General features: G+C 34.5%; 25 protein-coding genes. 17 read left to right on the top strand and 8 right to left on the bottom strand.

The genetic code is table 11. The features are described 5' to 3' along the window. The first annotated feature begins 44 nt into the window (after positions 1-44). The 3 genes from NLM59_RS09350 to NLM59_RS09340 all read left to right on the top strand — a co-directional run bounded on the left by NLM59_RS09350 (position 45) and on the right by NLM59_RS09340 (position 3014). The gene (locus NLM59_RS09350; protein ID WP_304417515.1) at positions 45-1124 is read left to right on the top strand and encodes a hypothetical protein; all 1080 of its coding nucleotides are present in this window, start codon (positions 45-47) and stop codon (positions 1122-1124) included. A 32-nt stretch (positions 1125-1156) separates the two neighbouring features. Then, complete coding sequence (locus tag NLM59_RS09345; RefSeq protein WP_304417514.1) at positions 1157-1663, top strand: hypothetical protein; 507 nt, start codon at positions 1157-1159, stop codon at positions 1661-1663. Positions 1664-1745: 82 nt separating this feature from the next. Beyond that, positions 1746-3014, top strand: coding sequence for an acetyl-CoA hydrolase/transferase family protein (locus NLM59_RS09340; protein WP_304417513.1), 1269 nt, complete (start codon positions 1746-1748; stop codon positions 3012-3014). 104 nt (positions 3015-3118) lie between these two features. Here NLM59_RS09340 and NLM59_RS09335 read toward each other — a convergent pair whose 3' ends face one another. Continuing rightward, the gene (locus NLM59_RS09335; RefSeq protein WP_304417512.1) at positions 3119-4324 is read right to left on the bottom strand and encodes an RsmB/NOP family class I SAM-dependent RNA methyltransferase; all 1206 of its coding nucleotides are present in this window, start codon (positions 4322-4324) and stop codon (positions 3119-3121) included. 225 nt (positions 4325-4549) lie between these two features. Between NLM59_RS09335 and NLM59_RS09330 the strand changes: the two genes are divergently transcribed. The 8 genes from NLM59_RS09330 to NLM59_RS09295 all read left to right on the top strand — a co-directional run bounded on the left by NLM59_RS09330 (position 4550) and on the right by NLM59_RS09295 (position 12814). Further along, the gene (locus tag NLM59_RS09330; RefSeq protein ID WP_304417511.1) at positions 4550-6379 is read left to right on the top strand and encodes a glycoside hydrolase family 13 protein; all 1830 of its coding nucleotides are present in this window, start codon (positions 4550-4552) and stop codon (positions 6377-6379) included. Further along, positions 6369-7322 carry an isopenicillin N synthase family dioxygenase gene (locus tag NLM59_RS09325; protein ID WP_304417510.1) on the top strand — a complete coding sequence of 318 codons (954 nt, stop codon included), beginning with the start codon at positions 6369-6371 and terminating at the stop codon, positions 7320-7322. The genes NLM59_RS09330 and NLM59_RS09325 overlap by 11 nt, the downstream gene beginning before the upstream one ends. Before the next feature lie 258 nt (positions 7323-7580). Further along, the gene (locus NLM59_RS09320) at positions 7581-7910 is read left to right on the top strand and encodes a translation initiation factor (protein WP_304417509.1); all 330 of its coding nucleotides are present in this window, start codon (positions 7581-7583) and stop codon (positions 7908-7910) included. A gap of 15 nt (positions 7911-7925) precedes the next feature. Then, entirely contained in the window at positions 7926-8780 is an 855-nt protein-coding gene (locus NLM59_RS09315) for a nucleoside phosphorylase (RefSeq protein WP_304417508.1), read from the top strand. Between the two features lie 51 nt (positions 8781-8831). Continuing rightward, positions 8832-9389 carry a DUF4199 domain-containing protein gene (locus NLM59_RS09310; RefSeq protein ID WP_304417507.1) on the top strand — a complete coding sequence of 186 codons (558 nt, stop codon included), beginning with the start codon at positions 8832-8834 and terminating at the stop codon, positions 9387-9389. Further along, a complete protein-coding gene (locus tag NLM59_RS09305; RefSeq protein ID WP_304417506.1) occupies positions 9386-10342 on the top strand; it encodes a glycosyltransferase family 2 protein in 957 nt (318 codons plus the stop codon). The genes NLM59_RS09310 and NLM59_RS09305 overlap by 4 nt, the downstream gene beginning before the upstream one ends. 51 nt (positions 10343-10393) lie before the next feature. Next, positions 10394-11101, top strand: a complete 708-nt coding sequence (locus NLM59_RS09300; RefSeq protein ID WP_304417505.1) for a GIN domain-containing protein — start codon at positions 10394-10396, stop codon at positions 11099-11101. Between the two features lie 3 nt (positions 11102-11104). Then, on the top strand, positions 11105-12814 hold the full coding sequence (locus tag NLM59_RS09295) for a phospho-sugar mutase (protein ID WP_304417504.1): 1710 nt from the start codon (positions 11105-11107) through the stop codon (positions 12812-12814). 321 nt (positions 12815-13135) lie between these two features. Here the strand turns inward: NLM59_RS09295 and rpsA are convergent, their stop codons facing one another. Next, entirely contained in the window at positions 13136-14962 is a 1827-nt protein-coding gene (gene rpsA, locus NLM59_RS09290; protein WP_304417503.1) for a 30S ribosomal protein S1, read from the bottom strand. A gap of 401 nt (positions 14963-15363) precedes the next feature. Between rpsA and NLM59_RS09285 the strand changes: the two genes are divergently transcribed. After that, entirely contained in the window at positions 15364-15723 is a 360-nt protein-coding gene (locus NLM59_RS09285; RefSeq protein ID WP_304417502.1) for a hypothetical protein, read from the top strand. A gap of 3 nt (positions 15724-15726) precedes the next feature. On the opposite strand, the gene NLM59_RS09280 is transcribed toward NLM59_RS09285, so the two are convergent. Next, the gene (locus tag NLM59_RS09280; RefSeq protein ID WP_304417501.1) at positions 15727-16053 is read right to left on the bottom strand and encodes a DUF4286 family protein; all 327 of its coding nucleotides are present in this window, start codon (positions 16051-16053) and stop codon (positions 15727-15729) included. Positions 16054-16186: 133 nt separating this feature from the next. Here NLM59_RS09280 and NLM59_RS09275 point away from each other — a divergent pair, with 133 nt between their 5' ends. From NLM59_RS09275 to NLM59_RS09265, 3 genes are read left to right on the top strand one after another with little or no spacing between them, the layout of a single operon-like run. Continuing rightward, entirely contained in the window at positions 16187-16582 is a 396-nt protein-coding gene (locus NLM59_RS09275; protein ID WP_304417500.1) for an OsmC family protein, read from the top strand. Then, positions 16583-17545 carry an aminodeoxychorismate synthase component I gene (locus NLM59_RS09270; protein WP_304417499.1) on the top strand — a complete coding sequence of 321 codons (963 nt, stop codon included), beginning with the start codon at positions 16583-16585 and terminating at the stop codon, positions 17543-17545. Beyond that, a complete protein-coding gene (locus NLM59_RS09265; protein WP_304417498.1) occupies positions 17529-18098 on the top strand; it encodes an aminotransferase class IV in 570 nt (189 codons plus the stop codon). Before NLM59_RS09270 ends, NLM59_RS09265 begins: the two co-directional genes overlap by 17 nt. 173 nt (positions 18099-18271) lie before the next feature. Here the strand turns inward: NLM59_RS09265 and NLM59_RS09260 are convergent, their stop codons facing one another. The 4 genes from NLM59_RS09260 to cdd form a co-directional block, all read right to left on the bottom strand. Beyond that, the gene (locus tag NLM59_RS09260; RefSeq protein WP_304417497.1) at positions 18272-18604 is read right to left on the bottom strand and encodes a DUF3817 domain-containing protein; all 333 of its coding nucleotides are present in this window, start codon (positions 18602-18604) and stop codon (positions 18272-18274) included. 81 nt (positions 18605-18685) lie between these two features. Further along, the gene (locus NLM59_RS09255; RefSeq protein WP_304417496.1) at positions 18686-20326 is read right to left on the bottom strand and encodes a pyruvate dehydrogenase complex dihydrolipoamide acetyltransferase; all 1641 of its coding nucleotides are present in this window, start codon (positions 20324-20326) and stop codon (positions 18686-18688) included. Positions 20327-20339: 13 nt separating this feature from the next. Further along, positions 20340-21335 (bottom strand): pyruvate dehydrogenase (acetyl-transferring) E1 component subunit alpha, encoded by a 996-nt coding sequence (pdhA, locus tag NLM59_RS09250; RefSeq protein WP_304417495.1) that lies wholly within the window; start codon positions 21333-21335, stop codon positions 20340-20342. A gap of 80 nt (positions 21336-21415) precedes the next feature. Next, positions 21416-21928 carry a cytidine deaminase gene (gene cdd / locus NLM59_RS09245; protein ID WP_369426790.1) on the bottom strand — a complete coding sequence of 171 codons (513 nt, stop codon included), beginning with the start codon at positions 21926-21928 and terminating at the stop codon, positions 21416-21418. Between the two features lie 202 nt (positions 21929-22130). Here cdd and NLM59_RS09240 point away from each other — a divergent pair, with 202 nt between their 5' ends. Next, complete coding sequence (locus tag NLM59_RS09240) at positions 22131-23666, top strand: YifB family Mg chelatase-like AAA ATPase (RefSeq protein WP_304417493.1); 1536 nt, start codon at positions 22131-22133, stop codon at positions 23664-23666. A 9-nt stretch (positions 23667-23675) separates the two neighbouring features. Beyond that, entirely contained in the window at positions 23676-24050 is a 375-nt protein-coding gene (locus tag NLM59_RS09235) for a hypothetical protein (protein ID WP_304417492.1), read from the top strand. Positions 24051-24066: 16 nt separating this feature from the next. Here the strand turns inward: NLM59_RS09235 and NLM59_RS09230 are convergent, their stop codons facing one another. Continuing rightward, a complete protein-coding gene (locus NLM59_RS09230; RefSeq protein WP_304417491.1) occupies positions 24067-24621 on the bottom strand; it encodes a Pycsar system effector family protein in 555 nt (184 codons plus the stop codon). Positions 24622-24623: the final 2 nt, after the last annotated feature.

The following is a 24623-nucleotide window of genomic DNA, read 5'->3' as shown; positions in this document are numbered from 1 at the left end:
CAAAAGAATTTAATAATTATCAATTCTATCATAAATCCGTAAGAATGTATAATAAAAACAAGCTTTATCTATATATTAAAAGCAGATTTATAGATTTTTTCTTAATTTTAAAACAGATATATATTTCTATTCAATTACTTATGAGAAATCTTTTTAGTCTTTGCTTCATCTTATTAACTAGTTATTTATTAGCACAAAATCCTGATTTGTATAATGAATGGATTTTAGATAAAATCACTTATGAAAATGGAGATAAATTAGAAATAAACCATCACAATTACTCCAACTTCTTAAGCTATGAAATAAAACCAGATGTTCTTATAAGTTCACATGGCGCTGCTAAAGCAAGTATCAAAGAGAAATATATTAAGACTCATTATCGAAAGATATTTTATGAGTTAAAAGATGATCAACTAATATTTAGGGATAGCGATGATAATAAATTATATTATTTCCTTACCAAAGAAAATTACTTAGCTAAATATCCTGAGTTTCAGATTAAACCTATTGAGTATAATGGACAGATGCTCGTTGAAAACAATAAATTCTGTCAGGCTAAAATGACGGGAGATTTAGGTCTTCATCAATTCTTAACCAATGAAATCCCTAGTTATAAGCGGTATTCTATAACGAACCAATTCTTTGAAGCTAGGTTTGTTTTAACTAAAGAAAACAAAATTCAAGACATTGAAATACTTTCAGGAATCAGCAAAAGCTTTGACAAACAATTTATAGCTGCTTTATTAAAAGCAGAGGGAAAATTGAAGAATAAATGTGATCGAGATTTATTAATGACGGAGAATTTTATTTTTGTTGAGATGGGCAATGGCTATGTCAATAGAGATGAAAAGGACTTAACGCAGATAACTTCACAAATGACGAAAGATTTTGATAAAAATTTATTTAAAAATGTTGTAGATGCTTATCCGCAAGTTTTAAAATTTAAAGACAAAACAGATCAAATTAGAAGATTTAAATATAGGTATGAAAATGCACTTTTAATTTCAGGAATTTCTTTTTTAGCGTTAGGACAAAATAAAAAAGCTTGTGAATCATTTAGCCTTATCGGTGATAAAATAAATTTCAAAGTGCGAAATTTCCTAATCGATTTCTGCGAAAATTAATTTCATTTAAACTCAACTAAAACATCAACTTTATGAAAAGCCTTCATCCGATCTTTCTGTTGCTTTGTTTAAGTTTCTTATTAGCGCCTGCTTGCTCTCAAGTTAAGCCTAGACAAGAGACCAAGACCAATCTGAAAGCACAAATTAAATTAAAAGTAGAGAAAGCAATTCAAGAGTGTGTGCAAGATATTTCAGTCGTGTCTGACTTAAACAATACGACAGAATTTTGGCAAATTTGTGAATTAGATCAAAAACGTAGACTTATTAAAATTGAGTCTTATACAGATGGAATTTTATATCAAGAGATATATTTTGAGGCTGAAAATGATTTAATCTATGCCAAAGAAACAGAGCAAATGATGCCTAAAAATCATTTCGCTCAAAGCATTTGGAATTGCGAATATTTTACACAAAACGGAGAAATACTTAACACCATGTCTTTAGGTCATGGAAAAACAGAGTCAGAAGATTGGCAAGCTGAATCTATTTTTGAACTCTACCAACAACGATTAAAAGAATTAAAAAGCTTTAAAAATTAATCAACTTTCTAACATTTATCAGTTATATAAATCTGCAAAATTCTTGGCTTTCTATTATCTTTAAACCTCTTAATAAAAGCCTATGAAGTTTGTAAGGGCCCACGAAGCCGTTAAGGAAATTCAATCTGGAAACCGCGTATTTGTTCAGAGTGCAGCCATGACTCCTTTGGAATTAGTAGATGCTATGTCGCTGAGATACCAAGAGTTAAAAAATGTAGAAGTCATTCACATCCACACCGAAGGCGAAGCTAAATACACCCAAGAACCTTATAATCAGTCTTTTCACACCAATGCTTTATTTGTCGGAGCGAACACCCGAAAAGCAGTCAATTCTGGTGCTGGTTCTTATACTCCTATGTTCCTAGGCGATGTTCATATTTTATTTAGAAGGAATATTCTACCTATCGATGTAGCTTTGATTCAAGTTTCTCCACCTGATCAACATGGTTTTTGCTCGCTAGGCGTATCTATTGATATCACCCTACCCGCCATTGAAACAGCTAAGAAAATCATTGCACAAGTCAATCCTAACGTTCCAAGAACGCATGGTGACGGAATTATTCATAAAAGCAGAATTGATGCTTTTGTAGAAAGTAATTCACCGATTTACAGCATAGAACCCACAGAGCCTAACGAAACCGACATTAAAATTGGTGCACATGTCGCAGGATTGGTGGAAGATGGTGCAACGCTACAAATGGGAATTGGCGCAATTCCTAATGTTGTTTTAAGCAATCTTGGAAATCACAAAAACTTAGGGATTCACACAGAAATGTTCTCAGATGGTGTTCTTCCTTTGTATGAATCTGGCGTGATTACTGGAAAAGAAAAACAAATTAAAACAGGTAAAATCGTCACTTGTTTTGCCATGGGTAGTCAGAAGTTATATGACTTTGTAAATGAAAATCCAGTGGTACATTTTAAAGAAGCTGGCTACACCAATGACACCGCCATCATTAGGCGAAATCCTAAGGTAACCGCCATTAATAGCGCAATTGAAATTGATTTAACCGGACAAGTTTGCGCCGATACGATTGGTAGTTATCAATTTTCTGGCGTGGGTGGACAAATGGATTTTATTCGAGGAGCTTCTCTATCCGAAGGTGGTAAACCTATTTTTGCTTTAGCTTCACAAACTAAGAAAGGGGTGTCTAAAATTGTTCCGCAGCTCAAAGTAGGTGCCGGCGTTACGACGACGAGAGCTCACGTTCATTATATCGCAACAGAGTTTGGTGTGGTGAATTTATTTGCTAAAAGCTTGCGCGAAAGAGCAAAACTTTTAATCTCCATTGCACATCCAGATCATCAAGAAGAACTAGAAAAACAAGCTCGAGAATTGAACTTGGTATAAAATAAAAGGCTTTGCAAAATGGAAATCCATTCACGCAAAGCCTTAAATTTTTATCTATTTCTTCAAATTATTTAGCTTATCCTCTACTCTAGGCTTAATTAAACCTAAGCTTTTTTAGTCATTTTAGCCATGTAGAATCCATCAAATCCAGTTTCTGCTGGCATCAATGTTTTCTCTTCTACCAATGTGAATTCTGGATGATTACTTAAGAAAGTTTTCACTTGTTCTGAGTTTTCAGATGGTAGAATTGAACATGTTACATAAACCAAAATACCCTCTGGTTTAAGTAATTTGCTGTAAGTTTCTAGTATTTCTTTTTGCTCAACCAATACACGCTCTAAAGTAGCTTTATCCAATTTGTATTTGGCATCTGGATTTCTTCTTAATACTCCTAAACCAGTACAAGGCGCATCAATTAGAACCCTATCAAATGATTTATTAAATCTCTTTAAAACCTTGGTTGAATCGATTAATTTAGTTTGAATATTATGAGCTCCTGCTCTTTTGGCGCGTCTTTTTAATTCATTTAATTTCCATTGATGGATGTCCATAGAAACAATGTTTCCTTTGTTTTCCATCAAGGCTGCTAAATGCAAACTTTTACCTCCCGCACCTGCACAAGCATCCGCTACACGCATTCCTGGTTCTACTTCAACAAATGGAGCTACTAACTGTGAGTTAGCGTCTTGCATTTCAAAATAACCTTTCTTAAACTCTTCAGTTAAGAATAAATTCTCCTTCTCCACCAATACATAAGCATCTGGAAAACGCTTTAGTTTGGTGATTCTGATTTCCTTATCTAACAATTCCGCCTTAAGTTCTTTCTCATTCGTTCTTAACGTATTCACACGAAGAACCGCTGGCGCTGCTTGATTCATAGCTTCTAACTCGGTAATCCATTGATCGCCTAATTCCTTTTGTCCAATTTCAAATAATTCATCAGAAATCGAATGCTTAATCGCTGGAATTCTTAAAGCTTGTAAATAATTACCTTTAATCTTTTGAGCTTTTACTTTCTTGAATTCCTCTAGATCTGGTAATCTACCATCATTCATAACAATCCAAGCGGCAATAAAGTCCCAATAATGTCTTTTGCGCAAAGCATTAGCAGATGCAAAATCAATCGTTCTTTTCCATCTTACCATATCATAGACCATTTCCGCCACAAAGCCACGGTCGCGACTTCCCCAAAGACGGTTTTTCTTAAATGTTCTTTCTAAAGCTTTGTCAGAATAGTCACCTTTCTCAAAGATTGACTCTAAGGTTTCTATCATTCCGACGTATAAATTGTGATAAGGTAGTACTTCCATGCGGCAAAGGTAGTGTATAGTTAAAAATAAAAATAGCTTTATCTAGGTCTAAATCACATTTTCAATGAATTTTAATGAGATAAAGCCTTAATTTTAAGTGGATGGAGACTTTCAAGCAGTTAAATTTTATGTTTTAAAGCAGCTTGTTGGCAATTCATAGACAAGAAATTCCATATAAAATCATTTACTACATTTGTTTATCGTCCCAAGCTTGATTCAAACTACATGTCTAATTCATCAAATATTGCATTTACCACTCCGCCACAATGGGCACAGGAGGCTATTTGGTATCAAATATTTGTGGAGAGATTCTATAATGCCCATTCAGATAATGATCCAACGCCCCAGAATATGCAAGGAGCTTGGCCTCATACCTACGACGAAAATTGGGAACTAACACCTTGGACTTCTGATTGGTATAAGGATGCTCCTAAATCTCTAGATCAAGAAGAAATTCGAAAATGGTATGATCAAGTTCAATCTAGAAGGTATGGTGGTGATTTACAGGGCGTCATTGATAAGTTAGATTATATTCAATCCTTGGGTGTGACTGCCATTTATTTAAATCCCATTAACGATGCTCCTTCTTTGCATAAATATGATGCACGAAATTTTCATCATGTAGATATTCATTTTGGTCCTGACCCCGAGGGCGATAAATTAATTATAGCACAAGAAGACCCTAGCAATTCAGAAACTTGGCAATGGACTTCTGCAGATAAGCTATTCCTAGAATTAATTGCTCAGGTTCACGAGCGAGATATGCGAATCGTAGTGGATTATTCTTTTAATCATACTGGTATTCAGTTTTGGGCATGGCAAGATATTTTGATTAATGGAATTCAATCCAAATACGCAGATTGGTATGACATAAATATGTTCAATCATCCAAATTCACCGATGGGGCAACTACATTTTAATTCATGGGCAGGCGTAAAAGAACTTCCTCAATTACGGAAAAAATATTATTCGAATCACATAAAAGGTTTTCCGTATCAAGGTGATTTAAACAAATCTGTTAAGAAACATGTTTTTAAGGTGGTAGAGCGTTGGCTAGCGCCCAAAGGCTATGATGCGAAATACGGAATTGATGGGTTTAGATTAGATGTAGCCGATGAAATTGGTTTAGATTTTTGGCGAGATTTCAGAAAGCATGTGAAAGCTATCAATCCAGAAGCATTTTTGGTGGGAGAAGTTTGGTGGGAGAATTGGCCTCACAAAATGATGGATCCAAAACCCTATATAAGCGATGATGTTTTTGATGCAATTATGTATTATCAACCCTTTAAGCATGTTCGTGCATTCTTCGCCAAACCAAATGAATACATAGATGGGCAACAATTAAAAGAAGAGTTGGGCACTATGGTAGCTGGAATTCCAGATGCGAATATTAAGGCTATGATGATGATGAGCGCCAGTCATGACACGCCTAGATTACTAAGTTCGTTTAATAATAAAAATATCTATAAATACTTCGCAAAGCCCTTAGAGGATGTGAATTACAAAACGGGTAAACCTAGTGAAGTAGTTTATCAAAGGATGAAAAATTTTTTAGTTTTTCAATTTACTATGCCTGGATCTCCACAAATTTGGGCAGGCGACGAAATGGGTATGTGGGGTGCAGATGATCCAGATTGTAGAAAGCCGCTTTGGTGGCCTGAGTACACATTTGACCCAGAAACTCAAAACCCATTTAATGAAGATGAAAACATCTATGAAGCAGTAGGTTTTAACCAAGAATTACATTTATTTTATAAAAAAATCATAGATTTACGAAAACACCATCCCGTATTTACGCATGGTGAACTTAAGTTTATCTACACAAAAGGTGATGTGATTATATATAAACGTAAAAGTACTGAAGAAACCATTTATATAATTTTCAATAATTCAGATACAGAGATTTATTTGGAGCATCTCAACTTAGAAGGATATGATTTATGGAATCAAGAGATGCTATCGGTGGAAGATTGCAGAAATTTAAAACCTATTGAATTTAAGCTAATTAAAGTAAAAGATAATATAACATTTAAAACAAACGAATATGAGTCATAATGGAATACCGTCGGTAGATTTAGCTGATTTTTTATCAGATGATCCGGCTAGAAAGCAAAAATTCGTGAATGAAATTGGAGATGCCTACCAAACGATTGGTTTTGTTTCTCTTAAAAACCACTTTCTATCTGATGAATTGGTTGATAACTTATACAAGGAAGTTAAAAAATTCTTCGATTTAGATGAAGAGGTTAAAAAGAAATATGAAATTCCTGGAATTGGCGGTCAGCGTGGTTATACCTCTTTTGGAAAAGAACATGCAAAAGGTTCTAACAAAGGAGATTTAAAAGAGTTTTGGCATTTTGGTCAATATGTAGACGCAGCTGATAAAGCCAAATTCGATTATCCTGAAAACGTAGACGTTGAGGAGCTTCCAGAGTTTGCAAAAGTGGGTAAAGAAACTTACCAACAATTAGAGAAAACTGGGATTTATGTTTTGAGAGCTTTAGCCTTATTCTTAGGATTAGATGAATTCTATTTTGATGATAAAGTTAAGAATGGAAATTCAATTTTGAGACCAATCCACTATCCACCTATTACAGGAGAACCAGATGGCGCTGTAAGAGCTGGTGCGCATGGCGATATTAACTTAATTACTTTGTTGATGGGAGCTTCAGCAGGAGGATTACAAGTTCAACGACATGATGGCGAATGGGTGGATGCGATTCCAGAAGCTGATGAATTAGTGATTAACGTAGGTGATATGCTTTCGCGTCACACCAACAATAAATTAAAATCTACGATTCACCGAGTTGTGAATCCACCAAAAGAAGAATGGCACAAGCCTCGTTTCTCGATTCCATTCTTTATGCACCCTATTAGTGAAATGAAATTAGACGTTTTAGAAGATTGTATTGACGAGAATAATCCAAAGCAGTTTGATGACATTACAGCCGGTGAATTCTTAACGCAAAGATTAAGAGAAATTGGTTTGATTAAATAAATATTTAAACTAAAAATTAAGATTAAAAATCATCAAAAACCTGCGAATCAGCAGGTTTTTGGTTTTTAGAATAAAGTCAACAAATAGAAGCTTAAAAATGCGGGTTTTGGTATTGAAATTGATTCCAACATGCCTGTTTATTTAACAATAAATTGAAGTAAGAACGCTTTTATAAATGTACTTTAGCCTAAGTATAATCAGTTTTAAATGCGTCTTTTTACTTCGATCTCTATTCAAAATTTATTATATTTGAAAGTTATGGATTTACAAGATCAACTAAAGAATTTATTTCCTGATCACGCGCCTTCGGAGGATTCACAGGAAACCAAAAAAGACGAAGGATTGTGGATTCCAGATGATGTTGTGGAGTGCCATTTTGAGAAAAGAAAAGGTAAGCCCAACACTATTATCAAAGGATATACTGGTAATGATGATGATTTTAAACAATTGGCCAAGGACATTAAACGTCATTTAGGCGTTGGCGGTTCTACCAAGAATGATGAAATCATTATTCAAGGTGATTTTAGAGATAAAATCATGAAATATCTAGAAGATATGGGAATGAAAGTAAAACGCGTTGGAGGTTAATCAAAACTAAAAAATATGTCAAAAAAAATAGCAGCATCTGAGATGCCATTAAATCAAGATGGCAGTGTATATCATTTAAATTTATTACCAAGCGATATTGGTCAAGATATCATCTTTGTAGGTGATCCAGAGAGAGTTGAAAGAGTTTCTAAGTTCTTTGATAGTGTAGAAATCAAGAAAGCTAAGCGTGAGTTTGTTACGCACGCAGGAACATTAAACGGAAAAAAACTAACTGTACTTTCAACCGGAATTGGTACAGATAACATCGATATTGTTATTAATGAATTAGATGCTTTGGTGAATATTGATTTAGAAACCAGAGAAATTAAACCTGAACACACCTCATTAAACATTGTGAGATTTGGGACTTCGGGTTCTGTAAATCCTAAGATTGGTGCTGGGAGCTTTGTAAAAAGCAGATACAGTGTTGGTTTTGATGGTTTAATGAAATTTTACCCAGAGCATAAAGATAGCGCTGACTTTAAAAAGGAGTTTTTATCTAATTTTAAATACAACGAAATTGAATCATTATTATACTTCACAGAAGGTTCAAAAGAGCTATTCGACAAATTCGGTGAAGGTTTCGTAGGCGGAAATACAGGTTCATTATCTGGTTTTTATGGTCCACAAGGGCGAGAATTAAGATTAAAACCTCTAGCTGCAGACTTTTTAGATCGATTACATGAAAATGGTTTAGATAACTTCGAGATGGAGACTTCTGGAATTTATGCCTTTGCTAATCTATTAGGTCACAAAGCCTTATCATTGAATTGCATAATTGCGAATCGTTCTACTGGAGAGTTTTTAGACAATTATAAAGAAGCGGTAGACGAAATGATTGCTAAGGCACTTAATGTCATGACCCAATAGTCCACAGAATTATTCACTAAATCTTATCTTTGCAATTCTTAAAAACAATCTATGCTCAAAAGGCCCATTAGGCGTTCTGCTATTATCCTATTTATATTAACACTGGTAGTGTTTTTAGTAGTGCAGATTTTATTTAAAACGCAAGAGATTTTTCAGTTTTCTGATTTTCAATATATCATTGCAACATCGATTGCTAATGCATTTGTAATTACAAGTATTTATGCTTTTGTGGCTGCTTCTAATTTATTGAAATGGAATAACAAACCAGGAATTGGTTTCATTAAAATATTCAAGCTTAGTTTTTTACCTGGTTTTATTGCTGGAGTTTTAAGTTTGCTATGTGTTTTTGCTTATTTTCATTATGTAGATCCATCTGGAATTGAGCAACTTAAAACAGAGTATTTAGATTATAGCTTAGTTCAAGCTAAGGTTAATGGAGATTACGAAGATGTAGAGAAAGTGATTAATTCACCTGAAGTTAGGAATACTAATTTACTAAATAACAGAACTTTTACTTTAATTCTTGGTATTTTGATTTTCTTTAACTTCAGTCTTGCTTTAATGCTTAGTTTTTTATGGAAAATTAGGAATACACCCAAACAAGGATGAATCTATCTATCGTCATACCATTATTGAATGAACAAGACTCATTGCAAGAGCTACATCAACGAATTGCAAAAGTTTTGAAGAACGATTATACCTATGAAATTATTTTCATAGACGATGGTAGTACTGATAATTCTTGGGATATTATTAAAGTATTACAATCTAATTTCCCAGAAGTAAAAGGGATTAAATTCCGTAAAAACTATGGTAAATCACAAGCTTTAAATGCTGCTTTTGCTATGGCACAAGGTGATGTGGTGATAACCATGGATGCGGATTTACAAGACTTCCCAGAGGAAATTCCGTCTTTGTATAAAGGAATCGCCGAAGAGGGAATGGATTTAATTTCGGGTTGGAAGCAAAAAAGACAAGATCCTGTTTTTACTAAAAATATTCCTTCAAAGCTTTTTAATGCTGTAGCTAGAAAAACAAGTGGATTAGAATTACATGATTTTAATTGCGGTTTAAAAGCTTATAAAAAAGACGTTGTAAAATCATTGCAGCTACGTAGCGATATGCACAGATATATTCCTGTGTTGGCTAAGAATGCAGGTTTTGTGAACATTAAAGAACAAAAAGTACAACATACTGCCAGAAAACATGGTGTTTCTAAATTCGGGAGCAGTCGATTTGTAAATGGATTTTTGGATTTAATAACACTTTGGTTCGTTGGTAAATTCGGTCATCGTCCGATGCATTTCTTTGGTGCAGCAGGAACCTTGATGTTCATCTTTGGTTTTCTGATGGTCTTTTGGATTGGTGCGAGCAAATTATACATGCTCTACAAAGAAGTTCCAACTATTTTGGTGGCAAATAATCCATGGTTCTACTTGGCGATGCTATGTATGATCTTTGGAATGCAATTATTTTTAGCTGGTTTTATTGGAGAACTAGTGGTTAGAAGTAACCGCGAAGCTAGCACCTTTGAAGTACAAGAAACATTGGGTTTTGAATAAGTTAATTCTTAATTTTAACTAAGCAAACAAGCCTAAAAACAACATTAAAATATGAACAAATTTTTATTTATACTTTCAATATTTAGTTTAGCACTCACCTCTTGTTCAGATGGAATTAAAGGAGAAGGTGATGTTGGATTAGCTGTTGATTTCAAGATTGAAGCATTTGATGCAATTGATGCTAATGGGAGTTTCAAAATGATTTTAATACCGAATGATTCTTCTTATGTAAGCGTTCAAACGCACAAGAATTTAATCGAAAACATGGACATTTATGTTCAGAACAAGACATTACATATTGGTGAGAAAACTGCTGTAGAAGCTTTTGAATCTTATGTAATCTATTTATACTATCACCAAGACTTAAATAAAATTTCAACAGCCGGAAAGGTTTTATTAGAAACTGAAGGCATCATTAATTTCGATAATTTTGAATTAGAAACTTCTGATGCAAGTAATGTGAATCAATTCGGAATTATAGCCAAAGAAGCTAAAATCACCGTATTAGATAAATCTGAAGTGAATGTACACGGTGAAACCTCTACCTTAAAATTAAAAGCTAAAGACTACGCTAAAGTAGATTTAAGTGATTTTGATGTAAGGGTTTTAGATGTAGATTTAGCTGGTGAAGCTGATGTAGAAGCTAACATTGGCAAAGAATTATCAGGAAGAATTTTACAAAACTCAACCCTCGAGTACCAAGGCAACCCCATGAAAGATGTGGAAGTTAAGGACAATGGAGAACTATTAAAAAAGTAATTTATGAATGCATTAGATAGAGCAAAAGTATGGTTAGGTGAAGCTTACGACGAAGAAACTCGTAATGAAGTTCAAAACCTAATAGACAATGATCCTAAGTTATTAGAAGAATCTTTTTACAAAGATTTGGAATTTGGTACGGGTGGAATGCGTGGTATCATGGGAACTGGAACCAATCGCTTAAATAAATATACTTTAGGAGCTGCAACACAAGGTTTAGCGAATTACTTAAAGGAATTCCATGGCGACAAGGAATTGAAAATGGTGATTGCCCACGACGTTAGACACAACAGTCGTAAATTCATGCAAATCGTTGCAGACGTTTTAACGGCCAACGGAATCAAAGTATTTATTTTTGATAACTTCAGACCTACACCAGAATTATCTTTTGCAGTAAGACATTTAGGATGTGATGCAGGTATTGTTTTAACGGCCTCTCACAATCCACCAGAATATAACGGATACAAAGTTTACTGGAACGACGGTGCGCAAATTGTTCCACCACATGATAAAGCTATTATCGAGCGTGTGGGTGCAGTGAAAGTTGAAGATATTAAATTCAATGGCAATCCTGAATTACTTGAAACTCTAGACAATCATGTGGATGATGTTTTTCTTAAAAACTGTGTAAAATACGGTGCTAGAAAACAGAAAGATGGTTATAAATCCTTAAAAATTGTCTTCACTCCTATCCATGGAACTTCAATTGTTTCGATTCCAGAAGCATTAGACAGAGCTGGGTTTGAGCATGTTTATTTGGTGGAGGAACAAATTAAACCTAGTGGTGATTTCCCAACGGTAAAATCTCCCAACCCAGAAGAGCCAGAAGCTTTATCTATGGCATTAGATTTAGCAAAAACTGTAGAAGCTGATATCGTTATCGGAACTGACCCAGATGGGGATAGATTAGGTATCGCAGTTAGAGATTTAGATGGAAATTTAGTTTTATTAAATGGTAACCAAACCAATGTTATTTTAACTGATTTCTTATTAAATGAATTAGAGACCAAAAATGAATTCCAAGGAAATGAGTTCATTGGATCAACCATTGTGACTTCAGACATTTTCTTAGATTTAGCTAAACACTACGACATTGAGTGCAAATTAGGTTTAACTGGTTTCAAATGGATCGGTAAAATGATTCGCGAAGCTGAAGGAAAACAGAAGTTTGTTTGTGGTGGTGAAGAGAGCTTCGGATTTATGGTAGATGATTTCTTAAGAGATAAGGATTCGGTTACTTCTACCCTACTGGCTTGTCATATTGCAGCTAAAGCAAAATCGGAAGGAAGTTCAATTTATAAGAAATTAATTGAAGCCTTTATTAAAACAAAATGCTATCAAGAAGATTTAATTTCTATTGTTAAACCAGGAATTTCTGGAGCAGAAGAAATTAAGCAAATGATGAAGGATTGGCGTTCTAATCCACCAAAATCATTTGATGGAAGTCCAGTAGTAGTTTTAAATGATTATAAAACACAGGAATCTAAAAATCTTAAGACTGGAGAAATTACACCTATCGACATTACGGCTTCTAATGTATTAATATTCTATACAGAAGACGGAAGTAAGATTGCAGCGAGACCTTCAGGTACAGAGCCTAAAATCAAGTTCTATTTCTCAGTACATACAGAATTAGATCACGTAGATGATTATCCTGCAACATTAGAAAAACTTAAAGCTAAGATAGAAAGACTTAAAGCAGAGCTTTCATAAGAATTGCTTTAGTCTTTATATTTAAATAATCGGTGGATAAGAAATTATTCACCGTTTTTTTGTGTAAATAAATTAAACTTAAGAATGGCATTAAAAGACTGTTTGTCTTATTTAATTTAAGGGATATATCTTAAAGATTGAAGGCGGATAAAATGATGTTGACCGATCTTAATATTAAAAAGAATCCACTACTCTAGCGATTTAATTCAGTTATAACGGAACGATAAATAATAGTATGTACCAAAGTTTAGACTACTGAGTTTATTCCATAAAAAAAGCCTGCATTTCTGCAGGCTTTAAATTTATTTGGAAAGGCTAATTTTAGTTACCTTCTTCCATTCTTTTCTTCAATTCAGCTAATGAATCAAGATCACCTAAAGTAGATCTTTCTGGAGCTTGTTGATTCTCCATTGCTTTCTTAGCTTCTTTGATTTCCTCGTCTCTATATGTAGCAGAGTGAGAAACAACAACACGTCTGAATTCTTTGTTGAACTCAATAACTTTGAATTCTAATTCTTCGCCTTGTTTAACTTTAGAACCATCCTCTTTGTCTAATGTTCTTGCAGGAGCGAAAGCTTCTACATCAAGATCTTCGAATTGGATGTTAGCTCCTTTATCAAATACATTTACTGCAGTACCTGTGTGAGCTGAACCGATAGCATACTTAGTTTCGTAAGCATCCCAAGGGTTTTCTTCTAATTGTTTATGACCAAGACTTAATCTGCGAGCAGCTACGTCTAACTCAAGAACAACTACGTCCATTTTGTCTCCTACATTACAGAATTCAGATGGATGTTTGATTTTCTTAGACCATGAAAGATCTGAGATATAAATCAATCCGTCAACACCTTCTTCTAGTTCTACGAACACACCAAAGTTAGTGAAGTTACGAACTGTACCTGAATGTTTAGAACCTACAGGATATTTAGATGTAATATCTGTCCATGGATCTGGAGAAAGTTGTTTCATTCCAAGAGACATTTTTCTCTCTTCTCTATCGATGCTTAATACAACTGCTTCTACTTCATCACCAACTTGCACAAAGTCTTGTGCTGAACGTAAGTGAGTTGACCAAGACATTTCAGAAACGTGGATTAGACCTTCAACACCAGGAGCAACCTCTACGAATGCACCATAGTCAGCCAATACAACAACTTTTCCTTTGATTTTGTCTCCAACTTTGATTGTCTCATCTAGAGCTTCCCAAGGGTGAGCTTCTAATTGTTTAACTCCTAATTGGATACGAGTTTTATCTTCATCAAAATCCAAGATTACTACGTTGATAGTATCATCTACTTCAACTACTTCACCTGGATGGTTGATTCTACTCCAAGAAAGGTCAGTAATGTGGATTAATCCGTCTACACCACCTAGGTCAACGAATACACCGTAAGAAGTAATGTTTTTAACAACACCTTCTAATACTTGTCCTTTCTCTAATTGAGAAATAATTTCTTTTTTCTGCTCTTCGATATCTGCTTCAATAAGCGCTTTGTGAGAAACAACAACGTTTTTGAATTCTGGGTTAATTTTAACCACTTTGAACTCCATTGTTTTACCTACAAACTGCTCGTAGTCACGGATAGGTTTAACATCAATTTGAGAACCTGGTAAGAATGCTTCGATTCCGAATACATCTACGATCATACCACCTTTAGTTCTAGCTTTGATTAAACCGTTAACGATTTCGCCAGTTTCATTTACTTCATTTACACGATCCCAAGCTTTTAATGTTCTAGCTTTACGGTGAGATAATTGTAATTGACCATTTTTGTCCTCACGCTTATCTACCATTACTTCTACTTGATCACCAACTTTTAAGTCAGGATTGTAACGGAATTCGTTTAATGAAATAACACCTTCCGATTTGAAATCGATATCAACGATAACTTCACGGTCAGTCATACGAACCACTTTACCTTGGAAAACTTCGTTTTCGTTAAGTTCCTCAAGAGTGTTTTCGTACATTTCCTCTAGTTCCGCTTTTTCTTTACGATCATCCTCGTCTAGACCTGTTTCGAAAGATTCCCAATCGAAATCTTCTGGAGAAACGTTTGCGTTAACTAGATTTTGTTCAGCTTTCGCTGCTTTTGTAGTTCCAGTAGTTTCTTCTACTTCAACTTCTGGATTTTTAGTGTCTTCTGACATAAACTAAAATTTGTATCTCAACGTATATAATCGAATCAAGGCGGCAATCAGGGATTGAGAGAAATTAAAATTATTATTAAGTCGCTTTATTCTACACCGCAAAGCGGATGCAAATTTATGACTTTTATTTGAATTACAAGCACTTGGAGGAGTGAAAAATGCTTTTTTAGGAGAAATTATTGGATTTTTTATCAATATATTACTTAAACTCTTTTCTAACGCTTGATTTACAATAAACTATTGTAAGTAAATTAGAACAATCGATAACCAAAATTTAAGCATATTTAATATTTTTCAATTAATTTAAAACTTCACTCCAATCAAAAAATATTTTATATCTTAGAACTCATTGTAATTGAACTCATTGATTGCTACGTAGATTATTTTAAAAACTTAAGCCGATGGAAAATGGTTGTCTATATTGTGGAGAAAAGCTGAAAGGCAGAGCGGACAAGAAATTCTGCGATTCTAGTTGTCGTAATAGTTATAACAACCAAAAAAACACGGACATCAACAAAACCATGCGTAATATTAGCAATCGATTGCGCAAAAATAGACGTATTCTAGCCGAAATTCTCCCAGAAAACGAAGAAACCAAAAAGATTAAAAAAGACTATTTACTGAAAAAAGGCTTTAATTTTCAATATTTCACCCATGTCTACACCACACAAAAAGGTAAAATTTACCACTTTGTATTTGATATGGGATATTTAGAATTGGGTGATGAATGGTACTTAATTGTTCAACGAGAAGAAAATTAAAGGTTAGCTTCTATTTGGGAAGAAATCTTCTAATACTTCCAGTTCAGTTCTGAAACCTTGCATTTTATCACCAAATAATTTCTGACCTTCTTCTCGAAGTCTTGGTGCGTGAACCTTATAATATTCATTTAAAACCTGTTGGCTCTCAGCTAAATATTGAATAGAATAATTCGTAGCATCAGGCTGTGTATGAGAAGTTAAGCGAGTTAATCTAGCACTTTTAAAACATCCCGTATCCAAAACATCTTGAATATGTTTGTTTCTCAACCATTCCACAAATTGAATTTCTGCTACCTGATCAATGCTTATTGTTACGTTATATAAAATCATCTTCAACATTTAATCGCCAAAGTTAAGGATAAATTAAGATTCTGCTCAACAGGATTAGTTAGATAATTAAGTTATAAAAGTTACAAGACATCTGCGTCTAAATTTGTATTTTCGAGTTTTAAACTATAAACATATGTCAGACGAAAGAATTAGTTTTGAATTACCAGAGGGAGGATTCGCCGGAGTTGCGCAAACAAGAGGTTTTTCTTGGAATATAGATGAACCAGAAGATAAAGGCGGAACGAATACAGCCCCAACTCCAATGGAAACTCTATACGGAGCATTAGCTGCCTGTGTAGCCATCACGGTTAGAATGTATGCAGAGCGCAAAGAATGGGAAACTGGTGAGATCAAAGTTGAAGTTTATGCAGAAGAAAACGAAAATCGTCAGAAAGAGATTTTCCAGAAAGTGACTTATGGCAATGCTGCTAACTTGACCGAAGAACAGATTAAAAGATTGGATTTGATTGCTACAAAATGTCCTGTTTCTAAAACATTGCAACAAGCAACTCCAGTTATTCACGAATAAATGGCGGATTGGGTAGAACAACTGAATTCATATGGAAAACAGAAAATTCCGTGTGGGTTCTTTATAGATTTTTTGGGTGAAAATTCTGAAATATTTCCTTTGGAAAACCTAAAGGAAAACAATATTTGGTTGGATTTTCCTCAATTTAAAAATTCAGCATCCAAAACTACCCACAAAGAAATTCAACTCGAAGCCGATTATCCTAAATTAGCTGAATATAAACCTGCCTTTGATTTGGTTCAATATCATTTGCAGCGCGGGGATAGCTATTTAATTAATTTAACTTTTGCTACGCCAATCTCTTTAAACCTTGATTTAGAAGAGATTTACCAACAGATTCAAGCAAAGTATAAAATCAAATTCAAAAAGGATTGGCTTTGTTTTTCACCAGAAACATTTGTTCAAATTCAACAGAATCGCATCGCTACTTTTCCTATGAAGGGAACAATTGATGCGAGCATACCCAATGCTGCTGAGCAATTATTAAACAACATCAAAGAAAAAGCTGAGCATCATACCATTGTTGATTTATTGAGAAACGACTTAAGCAAAGTTGCCAAAAAGGTGAAGGTGGATAAGTTCATGTATTTAGATGAACTCCAAACTCAAAAAGGAAATATTCTCCAAATGAGTTCAGAGATTTCGGGGGAATTAGTTGCAAATTGGCAAAATCATCTTGGGAGCATTATGAAAGAGCTGCTTCCTGCGGGTTCAATTTCGGGAGCACCCAAGAATAAAACCTTAGAGATTATCTCCGAAGCCGAAAATTATGATCGTAATTATTATACAGGAATTGCAGGCGTTTTTGATGGAGAAAATCTAGATTCTTGTGTCTTAATTCGATTTATTGAAAACACAAAAAATGGAATGCTTTACAAAAGTGGCGGTGGAATTACAGCCATGAGTAAGTTAGAGGATGAATACGCTGAACTTAAACAAAAGATTTATGTGCCAATTCATTGAATCTATTAAATTAAAAGATGCTATAGTTTATCATTTAGAATGGCATCAAAAACGTGTAAATGAAAGCTTTAAAACTTTCTTCCCCAATTCACCTATTTTAATTTTAGACGACTTAATACAGAATATTCCTACCGAAGGATTTTATAAAATCAGAATCGTTTACAACGACCAGCAGCATACGGTCGAATTTCAGAAATACTCTCCCAAAGAGATTCAAAGCTTTGAGTTGATTGAAGTGGATTTTGATTATAATTTTAAATTTGAAAATCGACAGAAAATCAATCAGTTGAAAGAGAAGTCTACTGCAGATGAAGTAATTTTCACCAAAAACAATAACATTCTAGACTCCTCCTACTCCAATCTAGCATTTTATGATGGAAAGTATTGGTTTACTCCTACCTCCTACTTATTAAATGGAACTACGCGACAGAGATTGATTGCAGAAAACGAACTCATTGAAACTACCATCACCAAAAATGATTTAAATAAATATGAGAAAGTTTCATTCATCAATGCTTTGAATGATTTAAACGAAAATTGCTTAGAACTTTAAACTTTCTAATTAAAGTTCATAAAAGGCTTAGGAAAAATTTAATCCTAGGTTGACTCATCTCAGACGGAAAAGTCTATACCACTAAGGAAAACTTAGAGTCTAAGAATGAAATTACTCTAGAACTTGTGAAGCTAAAAGACTTAATTATAAATATTTAAGTCCAAGACAGTTTTCTATTTCACAGAATTTGTGGAATCGGTATTTATTAATTTCTTCTCAACCCAAAAAGTTAGGAATGGAAAGAAACCTGCAATTCCGGCAATCACTAAATCCTCATCGTCCCATTTTAGAGGCTTGCGAACATAGTATAACATGCCCATATACCAAATAAACGCAATACCATGAAGCGCACCTACAGGTGGCATCAACAATACATTATCAAATTGATATTTTAATGGCATAGCAATCAGGTACAACAAAATACAAGTGATTCCTTCGGCTATGCATGCCCACTTGAATTGACGAATTAATTTTTCGTCGCTCATATTATCAAAGTATGGAATCATAAAAATTCTTTTAAAAAGGAAAGACACGATAAACGTGTCTTTACCTTTATATATTTAAAATTATTTATTTCTAAATTTTAATTAAAGAAACATCGCCATAGGAGTTTCTAAATACTGTTGAAGCGTTTGTAAGAATAAACTTCCTGTTGCTCCATCTACCGTTCTGTGGTCACATGCCAATGATAATTTCATGGTGTTTCCAACTACGATTTGTCCATTTTTAACTACTGGTTTTTCTACAATAGCACCTACAGATAAGATACACGAGTTAGGTTGGTTGATAATCGATGTAAACGACTCAATACCATATGCTCCTAAGTTAGACACAGTGAAAGTACTTCCTTCCATTTCGTCTGCCTTAATCTTCTTATCTCTCGCACGTGTTGCCATATCCTTGATCTCAGCACTAATTTGAGTCAATGATTTGTGATCTGTGTTTTTAACCACAGGAACCATTAAACCATCTGGAACTGCAACTGCAACACCAATACTGATATCACCATGTAGAATCATAGCATCATCGTTCCAAGTTGAATTCACTTGAGGATGCTTTCTTAGCGCCATAGCTACTGCTTTAACAATAATATCATTGAAAGATATTTTAGTATCTGGAATAGCGTTGATTTGTTTTCTTGCTGCCATTACATTCTCCATATCAACTTCGATATTTAGATAGTAATGTGGAGCTGTATATTTACTTTGAGATAAACGTTTAGCGATTACCTTACGCATAGTAGAGTTTTCTACTCGCTTATCTTCTCCAGCAGGAATAGCCATTGCAGCAACTGGCGCAGCCGAATCTGTCTTAGCAGCTTTAGCCACAGCTTGTGGCTGGAAGTTCTCTACATCGCGCTTGATAATACGACCTTGATCTCCAGTTCCTTTGATTTGGCTAATATCATATCCTTTATCCTCTGCCAATTTCTTAGCTAATGGAGAAATGAATAATCTACCTGAATCATTAGTTTTTTCTGATGAAGTCGAAGATTCTTGTTTAGTCTCCTTAACTTCTTCCTTATTTGATTCTTCTTTTTTAGCTTCTTTTTTCTCAGCAGGTTTATTTCCACCTACAGAAATATTTGAAACATCAGTTCCTTCAGGTCCAATGATAGCTAATAGACTATCAACAGGAGCCTCGTCACCTTCTTCGATTCCGATTTTCAATAAAGTTCCATCGACATCGATTTCAAATTCTTGAACGGCTTTATCTGTTTCAATTTCGGCTAAAATATCACCAAAACTAACTTTGTCTCCAACTTTCTTAAACCAAGAAACCACTTTACCAGTTTCCATGGTATCACTTAGCCTAGGCATCGTAACTACATGTACGTCTTCTGGAATTTCGCTTGAAGACTCTTCATTTGCAGATGCATCATCAGCTTTTTCCTCTTCATGGTTGGCTGCTACTTCTTCCTTAGGCTCTTCTACTTTCTCTTCTTTATCAGATGAACCTTCGCCCTCGATTAAAGCAGAAATATCTTCGCCTTCTTCACCAATAATCGCCATTAGGCTTTCTACGGGTACAGCTTGACCTTCTTCAACACCAATATATAAAAGAACCCCATCGACATCAGATTCGAATTCCTGAACTGCCTTGTCGGTTTCGATTTCGGCCAAAATATCTCCATAAGCAACTTTATCGCCTACTTTCTTGTGCCATACTTCTATCTTTCCATCCTCCATTGTATCACTCAATCGAGGCATTTTAATCACTTCAGCCATTTTGTTTCTTAATTTATATTTTATCTAAAAAAGGATAATCTTCTTGTTCGTATACCGTTGAATACATTTGCTCTGCCTCTGGATAAGGAGAGTTTTCCGCAAATTCAACACATTCTTTGACTTTCTCAATCACATTCGCCATTACCTCATCTAACTGCTCTTCGGTAGCCCAACCATTTTCTAAGATTTTTCTCTCAACCATTCCGATTGGATCATCTTCTTTAAAATGATTCACCTCATCTTTTGTTCTATAAGGCTCGGCATCTGACATAGAGTGACCTCTATAACGGTATGTTTTAATATCTAAGAAAGTAGGTCCGTCACCACGTCTAGCTCTTTCGATTGCTTCGTAAGCAGCTTCAGCAACTTTTACTGGGTTCATTCCGTCTACTGGTGCAGAAGGCATTTCGTAACCCAATCCTAACTTATAAATATCTTCGTGGTTGGCCGTACGTTGAACAGAAGTTCCCATCGCGTAGTTATTGTTCTCACAAATGAAAACTACTGGTAATTTCCAGTTCATAGCCATGTTGAACGTTTCGTGTAAAGCACCTTGACGAACAGCTCCGTCTCCCATTAAACAAATGGTAACTGCTTTTCTATCGTGGTATTTATCAGCGAAAGCAATTCCTGCTCCCAATGGAATTTGTCCACCCACGATTCCGTGACCACCATAGAAACGGTGCTCTTTACTGAATACGTGCATAGATCCTCCCATTCCGTGAGATGTACCGTCAACTTTTCCGAAGAATTCAGCCATAATACGCTTAGGGTCTACACCCATAGCCATTGGCAATACGTGACAGCGATAAGCCGTAATCATATTATCTTGGGTCATATCCATTGCATGAGCCAAACCAGCAGGTAAAGCTTCTTGACCGTTATATAGATGTAAGAATCCACGTATTTTTTGTTTTAAATACATCGATCTACAAGTATCTTCAAAACGTCTCCAAAAAGACATTTCTTCAAACCATTTTAAATAGGTTTCTTTGGTAATTTCTTTCATATTGTGAACTCAAGATTTCCTTACGGAATTATATAGATTAGCAAAATTACGAGATAAGACTTAAACGGACAAATCTTTGCCTATCCGTTTAACATATCAGAATTAAAACTAAATGGTAAAAGATGATTTGCCGAAGCAACTTTTATCAATCCTTGACCTTTTGTTTGTAAATAAATATCGAATGGTTTTTTCTGAGCAAATTCATATTCCAAGAGAACTTGACGGCAGCTACCACATGGTGAAACAGGCGCTTGAACATTTTTAGCACTTGTAACAATTACCAATGATTTAATAGCCACATCAGGATACTTTGACTTGGCAGAAAAAATCGCTACACGTTCTGCGCATAAACCAGATGGATAAGCTGCATTTTCTTGGTTGTTTCCAGTGAAAACCTCACCATTTTCTAATAATAAAGCTGCGCCAACCTTAAAATTAGAATAAGGAGCATAAGCTTTTTCTTTTGCCTTTTGGGCTTCGCTGTATAATGATTGAATGTTTTCGTCACAGGCTTCTATTGAAGTTATTTCTTCATATTCAAAACTTACTTTCTTCTTTGTCATAACCTTCTGTAAATCTAAACTAAGGTACACTTTATAAAAATAATGATGCACACAAAGTTTATGCTTAGGAGATGCAATTTAGTTAAATGTAGATTATACCGCAAACTGTTTTCGTTATTCTTAGTTTAACAACCTAAAACCATCTAACATCTCCACAATTAGAGCTTATATTTAAATATTTACTACTTTATTAAGGATAAAATTTCTATTTTTATAGGAGAATTTAGCTAAAATGTTGGTAAAAACTTACGGAAGTACTCTTTTTGGGATCAATGCCACCACCATTACGGTCGAAGTTAATGTTGGATCTAAAGGTGTGGGATACTTTCTTGTGGGCCTACCCGATAATGCCGTAAAAGAAAGTGCTCACCGAATTAATGCCGCTCTTAACAACATCGGATACAAAGTTCCAAAGAAAAAAATTACGATTAATATGGCTCCGGCAGATATGCGTAAAGAAGGTTCTGCCTATGATTTAACGATAGCCATGGGAATCCTAGCTGCTTCAGAGCAAATTCGAGCAAACGATATTTCTGATTACATCATTATGGGTGAACTTTCGCTGGATGGAACTTTAAATCCAATAAAAGGTGTTTTACCAATTGCCATTCAAGCTCGATCTGAAGGTTTTAAAGGTTTTATTTTACCCAAAGCTAATGCTAAAGAAGCTGCTGTAGTAAATAATCTTAAAGTTTATGGGGTTGATAATATTAAGCAAGTTGTAGACTTCTTTGATAAATCCATTCCGCTAGAGAAAACCATTGTTGATACGCGAAAGGAATTCTATGATAACTTAGCTAATTTCCCTTTTGATTTTGCTGATGTTAAAGGTCAAGAAAATGTAAAGCGTGCCATGGAAATAGCTGCTGCAGGTGGGCATAATATTTTATTAATTGGCCCTCCTGGAAGTGGTAAAACCATGTTAGCTAAAAGGATTGCCTCGATTTTACCACCTTTGAGCTTACAAGAAGCATTAGAAACTACCAAGATTCACTCAGTGGCTGGTAAATTAAACAAGGATTCATCGCTGATGACATCTCGCCCCTTTGCCTCGCCGCATCATACTATTTCTGATGTTGCCTTGGTTGGTGGCGGAAGTTATCCTCAACCAGGAGAAATATCATTAGCTCATAATGGCGTCTTATTTCTAGATGAACTTCCAGAGTTTCAAAGAAGCGTTCTAGAAGTAATGCGACAACCCTTAGAAGACAGAGAAGTTACGATTTCAAGAGCTAAGTTTACTGTGACTTATCCTGCGAGTTTTATGTTAGTAGCCTCTATGAATCCTAGCCCAAGCGGATATTTCCCAGATGATCCCCAGAACACCTCAACAGCTATGGAAATGCAAAGATATTTAAACAAGATTTCCGGACCACTCCTCGACCGGATTGATTTACATATAGAAGTTACACCGGTGCCTTTCGAGGAATTATCTTCAGAAAGAAATGGAGAAAAAAGCGAAGTAATACGAGCCAGAGTCGAAGCTGCTCGACATATTCAAACAGAGCGCTACCATGAGTTAGAGCATGTACATTATAATGCTCAAATGGGACCTAAAGAATTAGATGCTTATTGCCAATTAGATGAAGCTTCACAAGATTTAATAAAAAAAGCGATGGACAAACTCCACCTTTCCGCAAGAGCTTATGATCGAATATTACGCGTTGCTAGAACCATTGCAGATTTAGAGCATTTAGAGGTTTTAAAGTCTCATCATTTAGCAGAGGCTATACAATATAGAAGTTTAGATAAAGACAAGTGGATTTAAAAATAAATTATGAATGACAAAAGAGTTTATAGTAGAATTCTCTGGATAGGTATTGGGATATTTCTTTGGCTTTCCGTTAGAAACGTCTCTATTCTATTAGAAGGGTTTTTTATTGATATGATGGAGAGATATGAATTTATGCCTCATTTAGGTAGATGGGTGAATACATTTCTAATGACAGCAATTGTTGTTGTTTTAATGTTTTTTGCCATCAATAAAATTAAAAGCTATCGAATGAAGGATTTGAATATTTATAGAGTTAGTATCATACTTTTTACAACATCGGTAATTTTAAAGTATTCCATTGCTCCACATAGCAAATTTGATTTAGCCAATTATTTAAGCATCATTATAATCGGTTTCATCATCTATGCAAAGCGCTGATTTACAACAAATAAAGTTATCTAGAAAAAAGAAAAACAATTATTAACAATAATAAGAGTACTAACCCAATCGCTAAGAATTTTAGAGAATTATTCACACTTTTAAACTTTTTTGAAGCGATTTTAGATAAAATAAAAATCTGTTGACCTAGCTCTTCAAACAATTCTTTTTCATCTTTACTCACCGAGTGAAAAGTCTTTGAAAACTCATGAATATCACCAAATTTAGACACAATATCTCTGTAGAAAAATATATTCTTATCATACTTTCCTTCTAACTTCGGTATAAAACATTGAATACTAAAAAATATTGATATACAAGTAATTAAAACCCACAAACCTGTAATTACATAGAGAAGAATAGAAATCTTATCTCCTCCAAGAATGAAATTTATTTTTTGAAAAACAAGATTTAATAACAATCCATAAAAAGACAAAATTAAACCTGCCTTGATTTCAGAACCTTTAATTAAACTAAATATATAATTAATGCTATTCCAATAATGATGCACCAAATTGATCTTGGATTCATTGGCCATATGCCGCTCTATTTTCTTTGATTTACTTTTCATGT

The organism is Profundicola chukchiensis (genome assembly GCF_029664245.1).
Lineage (GTDB): Bacteria > Bacteroidota > Bacteroidia > Flavobacteriales > Weeksellaceae > Profundicola > Profundicola chukchiensis.
This window is presented reverse-complemented; position numbering and strand designations above follow the sequence as displayed.

Excerpts from the sequence above, each read along its gene's own strand:
- NLM59_RS09275 (WP_304417500.1), top strand. The coding sequence starts at position 16,187 with ATGTCAGACGAAAGAATTAGTTTTGAATTACCAGAGGGAGGATTCGCC.
- NLM59_RS09270 (WP_304417499.1), top strand. The coding sequence starts at position 16,583 with ATGGCGGATTGGGTAGAACAACTGAATTCATATGGAAAACAGAAAATT.
- NLM59_RS09305 (WP_304417506.1), top strand. The coding sequence starts at position 9,386 with ATGAATCTATCTATCGTCATACCATTATTGAATGAACAAGACTCATTG.
- NLM59_RS09295 (WP_304417504.1), top strand. The coding sequence starts at position 11,105 with ATGAATGCATTAGATAGAGCAAAAGTATGGTTAGGTGAAGCTTACGAC.
- NLM59_RS09335 (WP_304417512.1), bottom strand. The coding sequence starts at position 4,324 with ATGGAAGTACTACCTTATCACAATTTATACGTCGGAATGATAGAAACC.
- rpsA (WP_304417503.1), bottom strand. The coding sequence starts at position 14,962 with ATGTCAGAAGACACTAAAAATCCAGAAGTTGAAGTAGAAGAAACTACT.
- NLM59_RS09265 (WP_304417498.1), top strand. The coding sequence starts at position 17,529 with ATGTGCCAATTCATTGAATCTATTAAATTAAAAGATGCTATAGTTTAT.
- NLM59_RS09280 (WP_304417501.1), bottom strand. The coding sequence starts at position 16,053 with ATGATTTTATATAACGTAACAATAAGCATTGATCAGGTAGCAGAAATT.
- NLM59_RS09235 (WP_304417492.1), top strand. The coding sequence starts at position 23,676 with ATGAATGACAAAAGAGTTTATAGTAGAATTCTCTGGATAGGTATTGGG.
- NLM59_RS09315 (WP_304417508.1), top strand. The coding sequence starts at position 7,926 with ATGTCAAAAAAAATAGCAGCATCTGAGATGCCATTAAATCAAGATGGC.
- NLM59_RS09310 (WP_304417507.1), top strand. The coding sequence starts at position 8,832 with ATGCTCAAAAGGCCCATTAGGCGTTCTGCTATTATCCTATTTATATTA.
- NLM59_RS09350 (WP_304417515.1), top strand. The coding sequence starts at position 45 with ATGTATAATAAAAACAAGCTTTATCTATATATTAAAAGCAGATTTATA.
- NLM59_RS09285 (WP_304417502.1), top strand. The coding sequence starts at position 15,364 with ATGGAAAATGGTTGTCTATATTGTGGAGAAAAGCTGAAAGGCAGAGCG.
- NLM59_RS09300 (WP_304417505.1), top strand. The coding sequence starts at position 10,394 with ATGAACAAATTTTTATTTATACTTTCAATATTTAGTTTAGCACTCACC.
- NLM59_RS09340 (WP_304417513.1), top strand. The coding sequence starts at position 1,746 with ATGAAGTTTGTAAGGGCCCACGAAGCCGTTAAGGAAATTCAATCTGGA.
- NLM59_RS09345 (WP_304417514.1), top strand. The coding sequence starts at position 1,157 with ATGAAAAGCCTTCATCCGATCTTTCTGTTGCTTTGTTTAAGTTTCTTA.
- NLM59_RS09260 (WP_304417497.1), bottom strand. The coding sequence starts at position 18,604 with ATGATTCCATACTTTGATAATATGAGCGACGAAAAATTAATTCGTCAA.
- pdhA (WP_304417495.1), bottom strand. The coding sequence starts at position 21,335 with ATGAAAGAAATTACCAAAGAAACCTATTTAAAATGGTTTGAAGAAATG.
- NLM59_RS09240 (WP_304417493.1), top strand. The coding sequence starts at position 22,131 with ATGTTGGTAAAAACTTACGGAAGTACTCTTTTTGGGATCAATGCCACC.
- NLM59_RS09320 (WP_304417509.1), top strand. The coding sequence starts at position 7,581 with ATGGATTTACAAGATCAACTAAAGAATTTATTTCCTGATCACGCGCCT.
- NLM59_RS09230 (WP_304417491.1), bottom strand. The coding sequence starts at position 24,621 with ATGAAAAGTAAATCAAAGAAAATAGAGCGGCATATGGCCAATGAATCC.
- NLM59_RS09325 (WP_304417510.1), top strand. The coding sequence starts at position 6,369 with ATGAGTCATAATGGAATACCGTCGGTAGATTTAGCTGATTTTTTATCA.
- NLM59_RS09255 (WP_304417496.1), bottom strand. The coding sequence starts at position 20,326 with ATGGCTGAAGTGATTAAAATGCCTCGATTGAGTGATACAATGGAGGAT.
- NLM59_RS09330 (WP_304417511.1), top strand. The coding sequence starts at position 4,550 with ATGTCTAATTCATCAAATATTGCATTTACCACTCCGCCACAATGGGCA.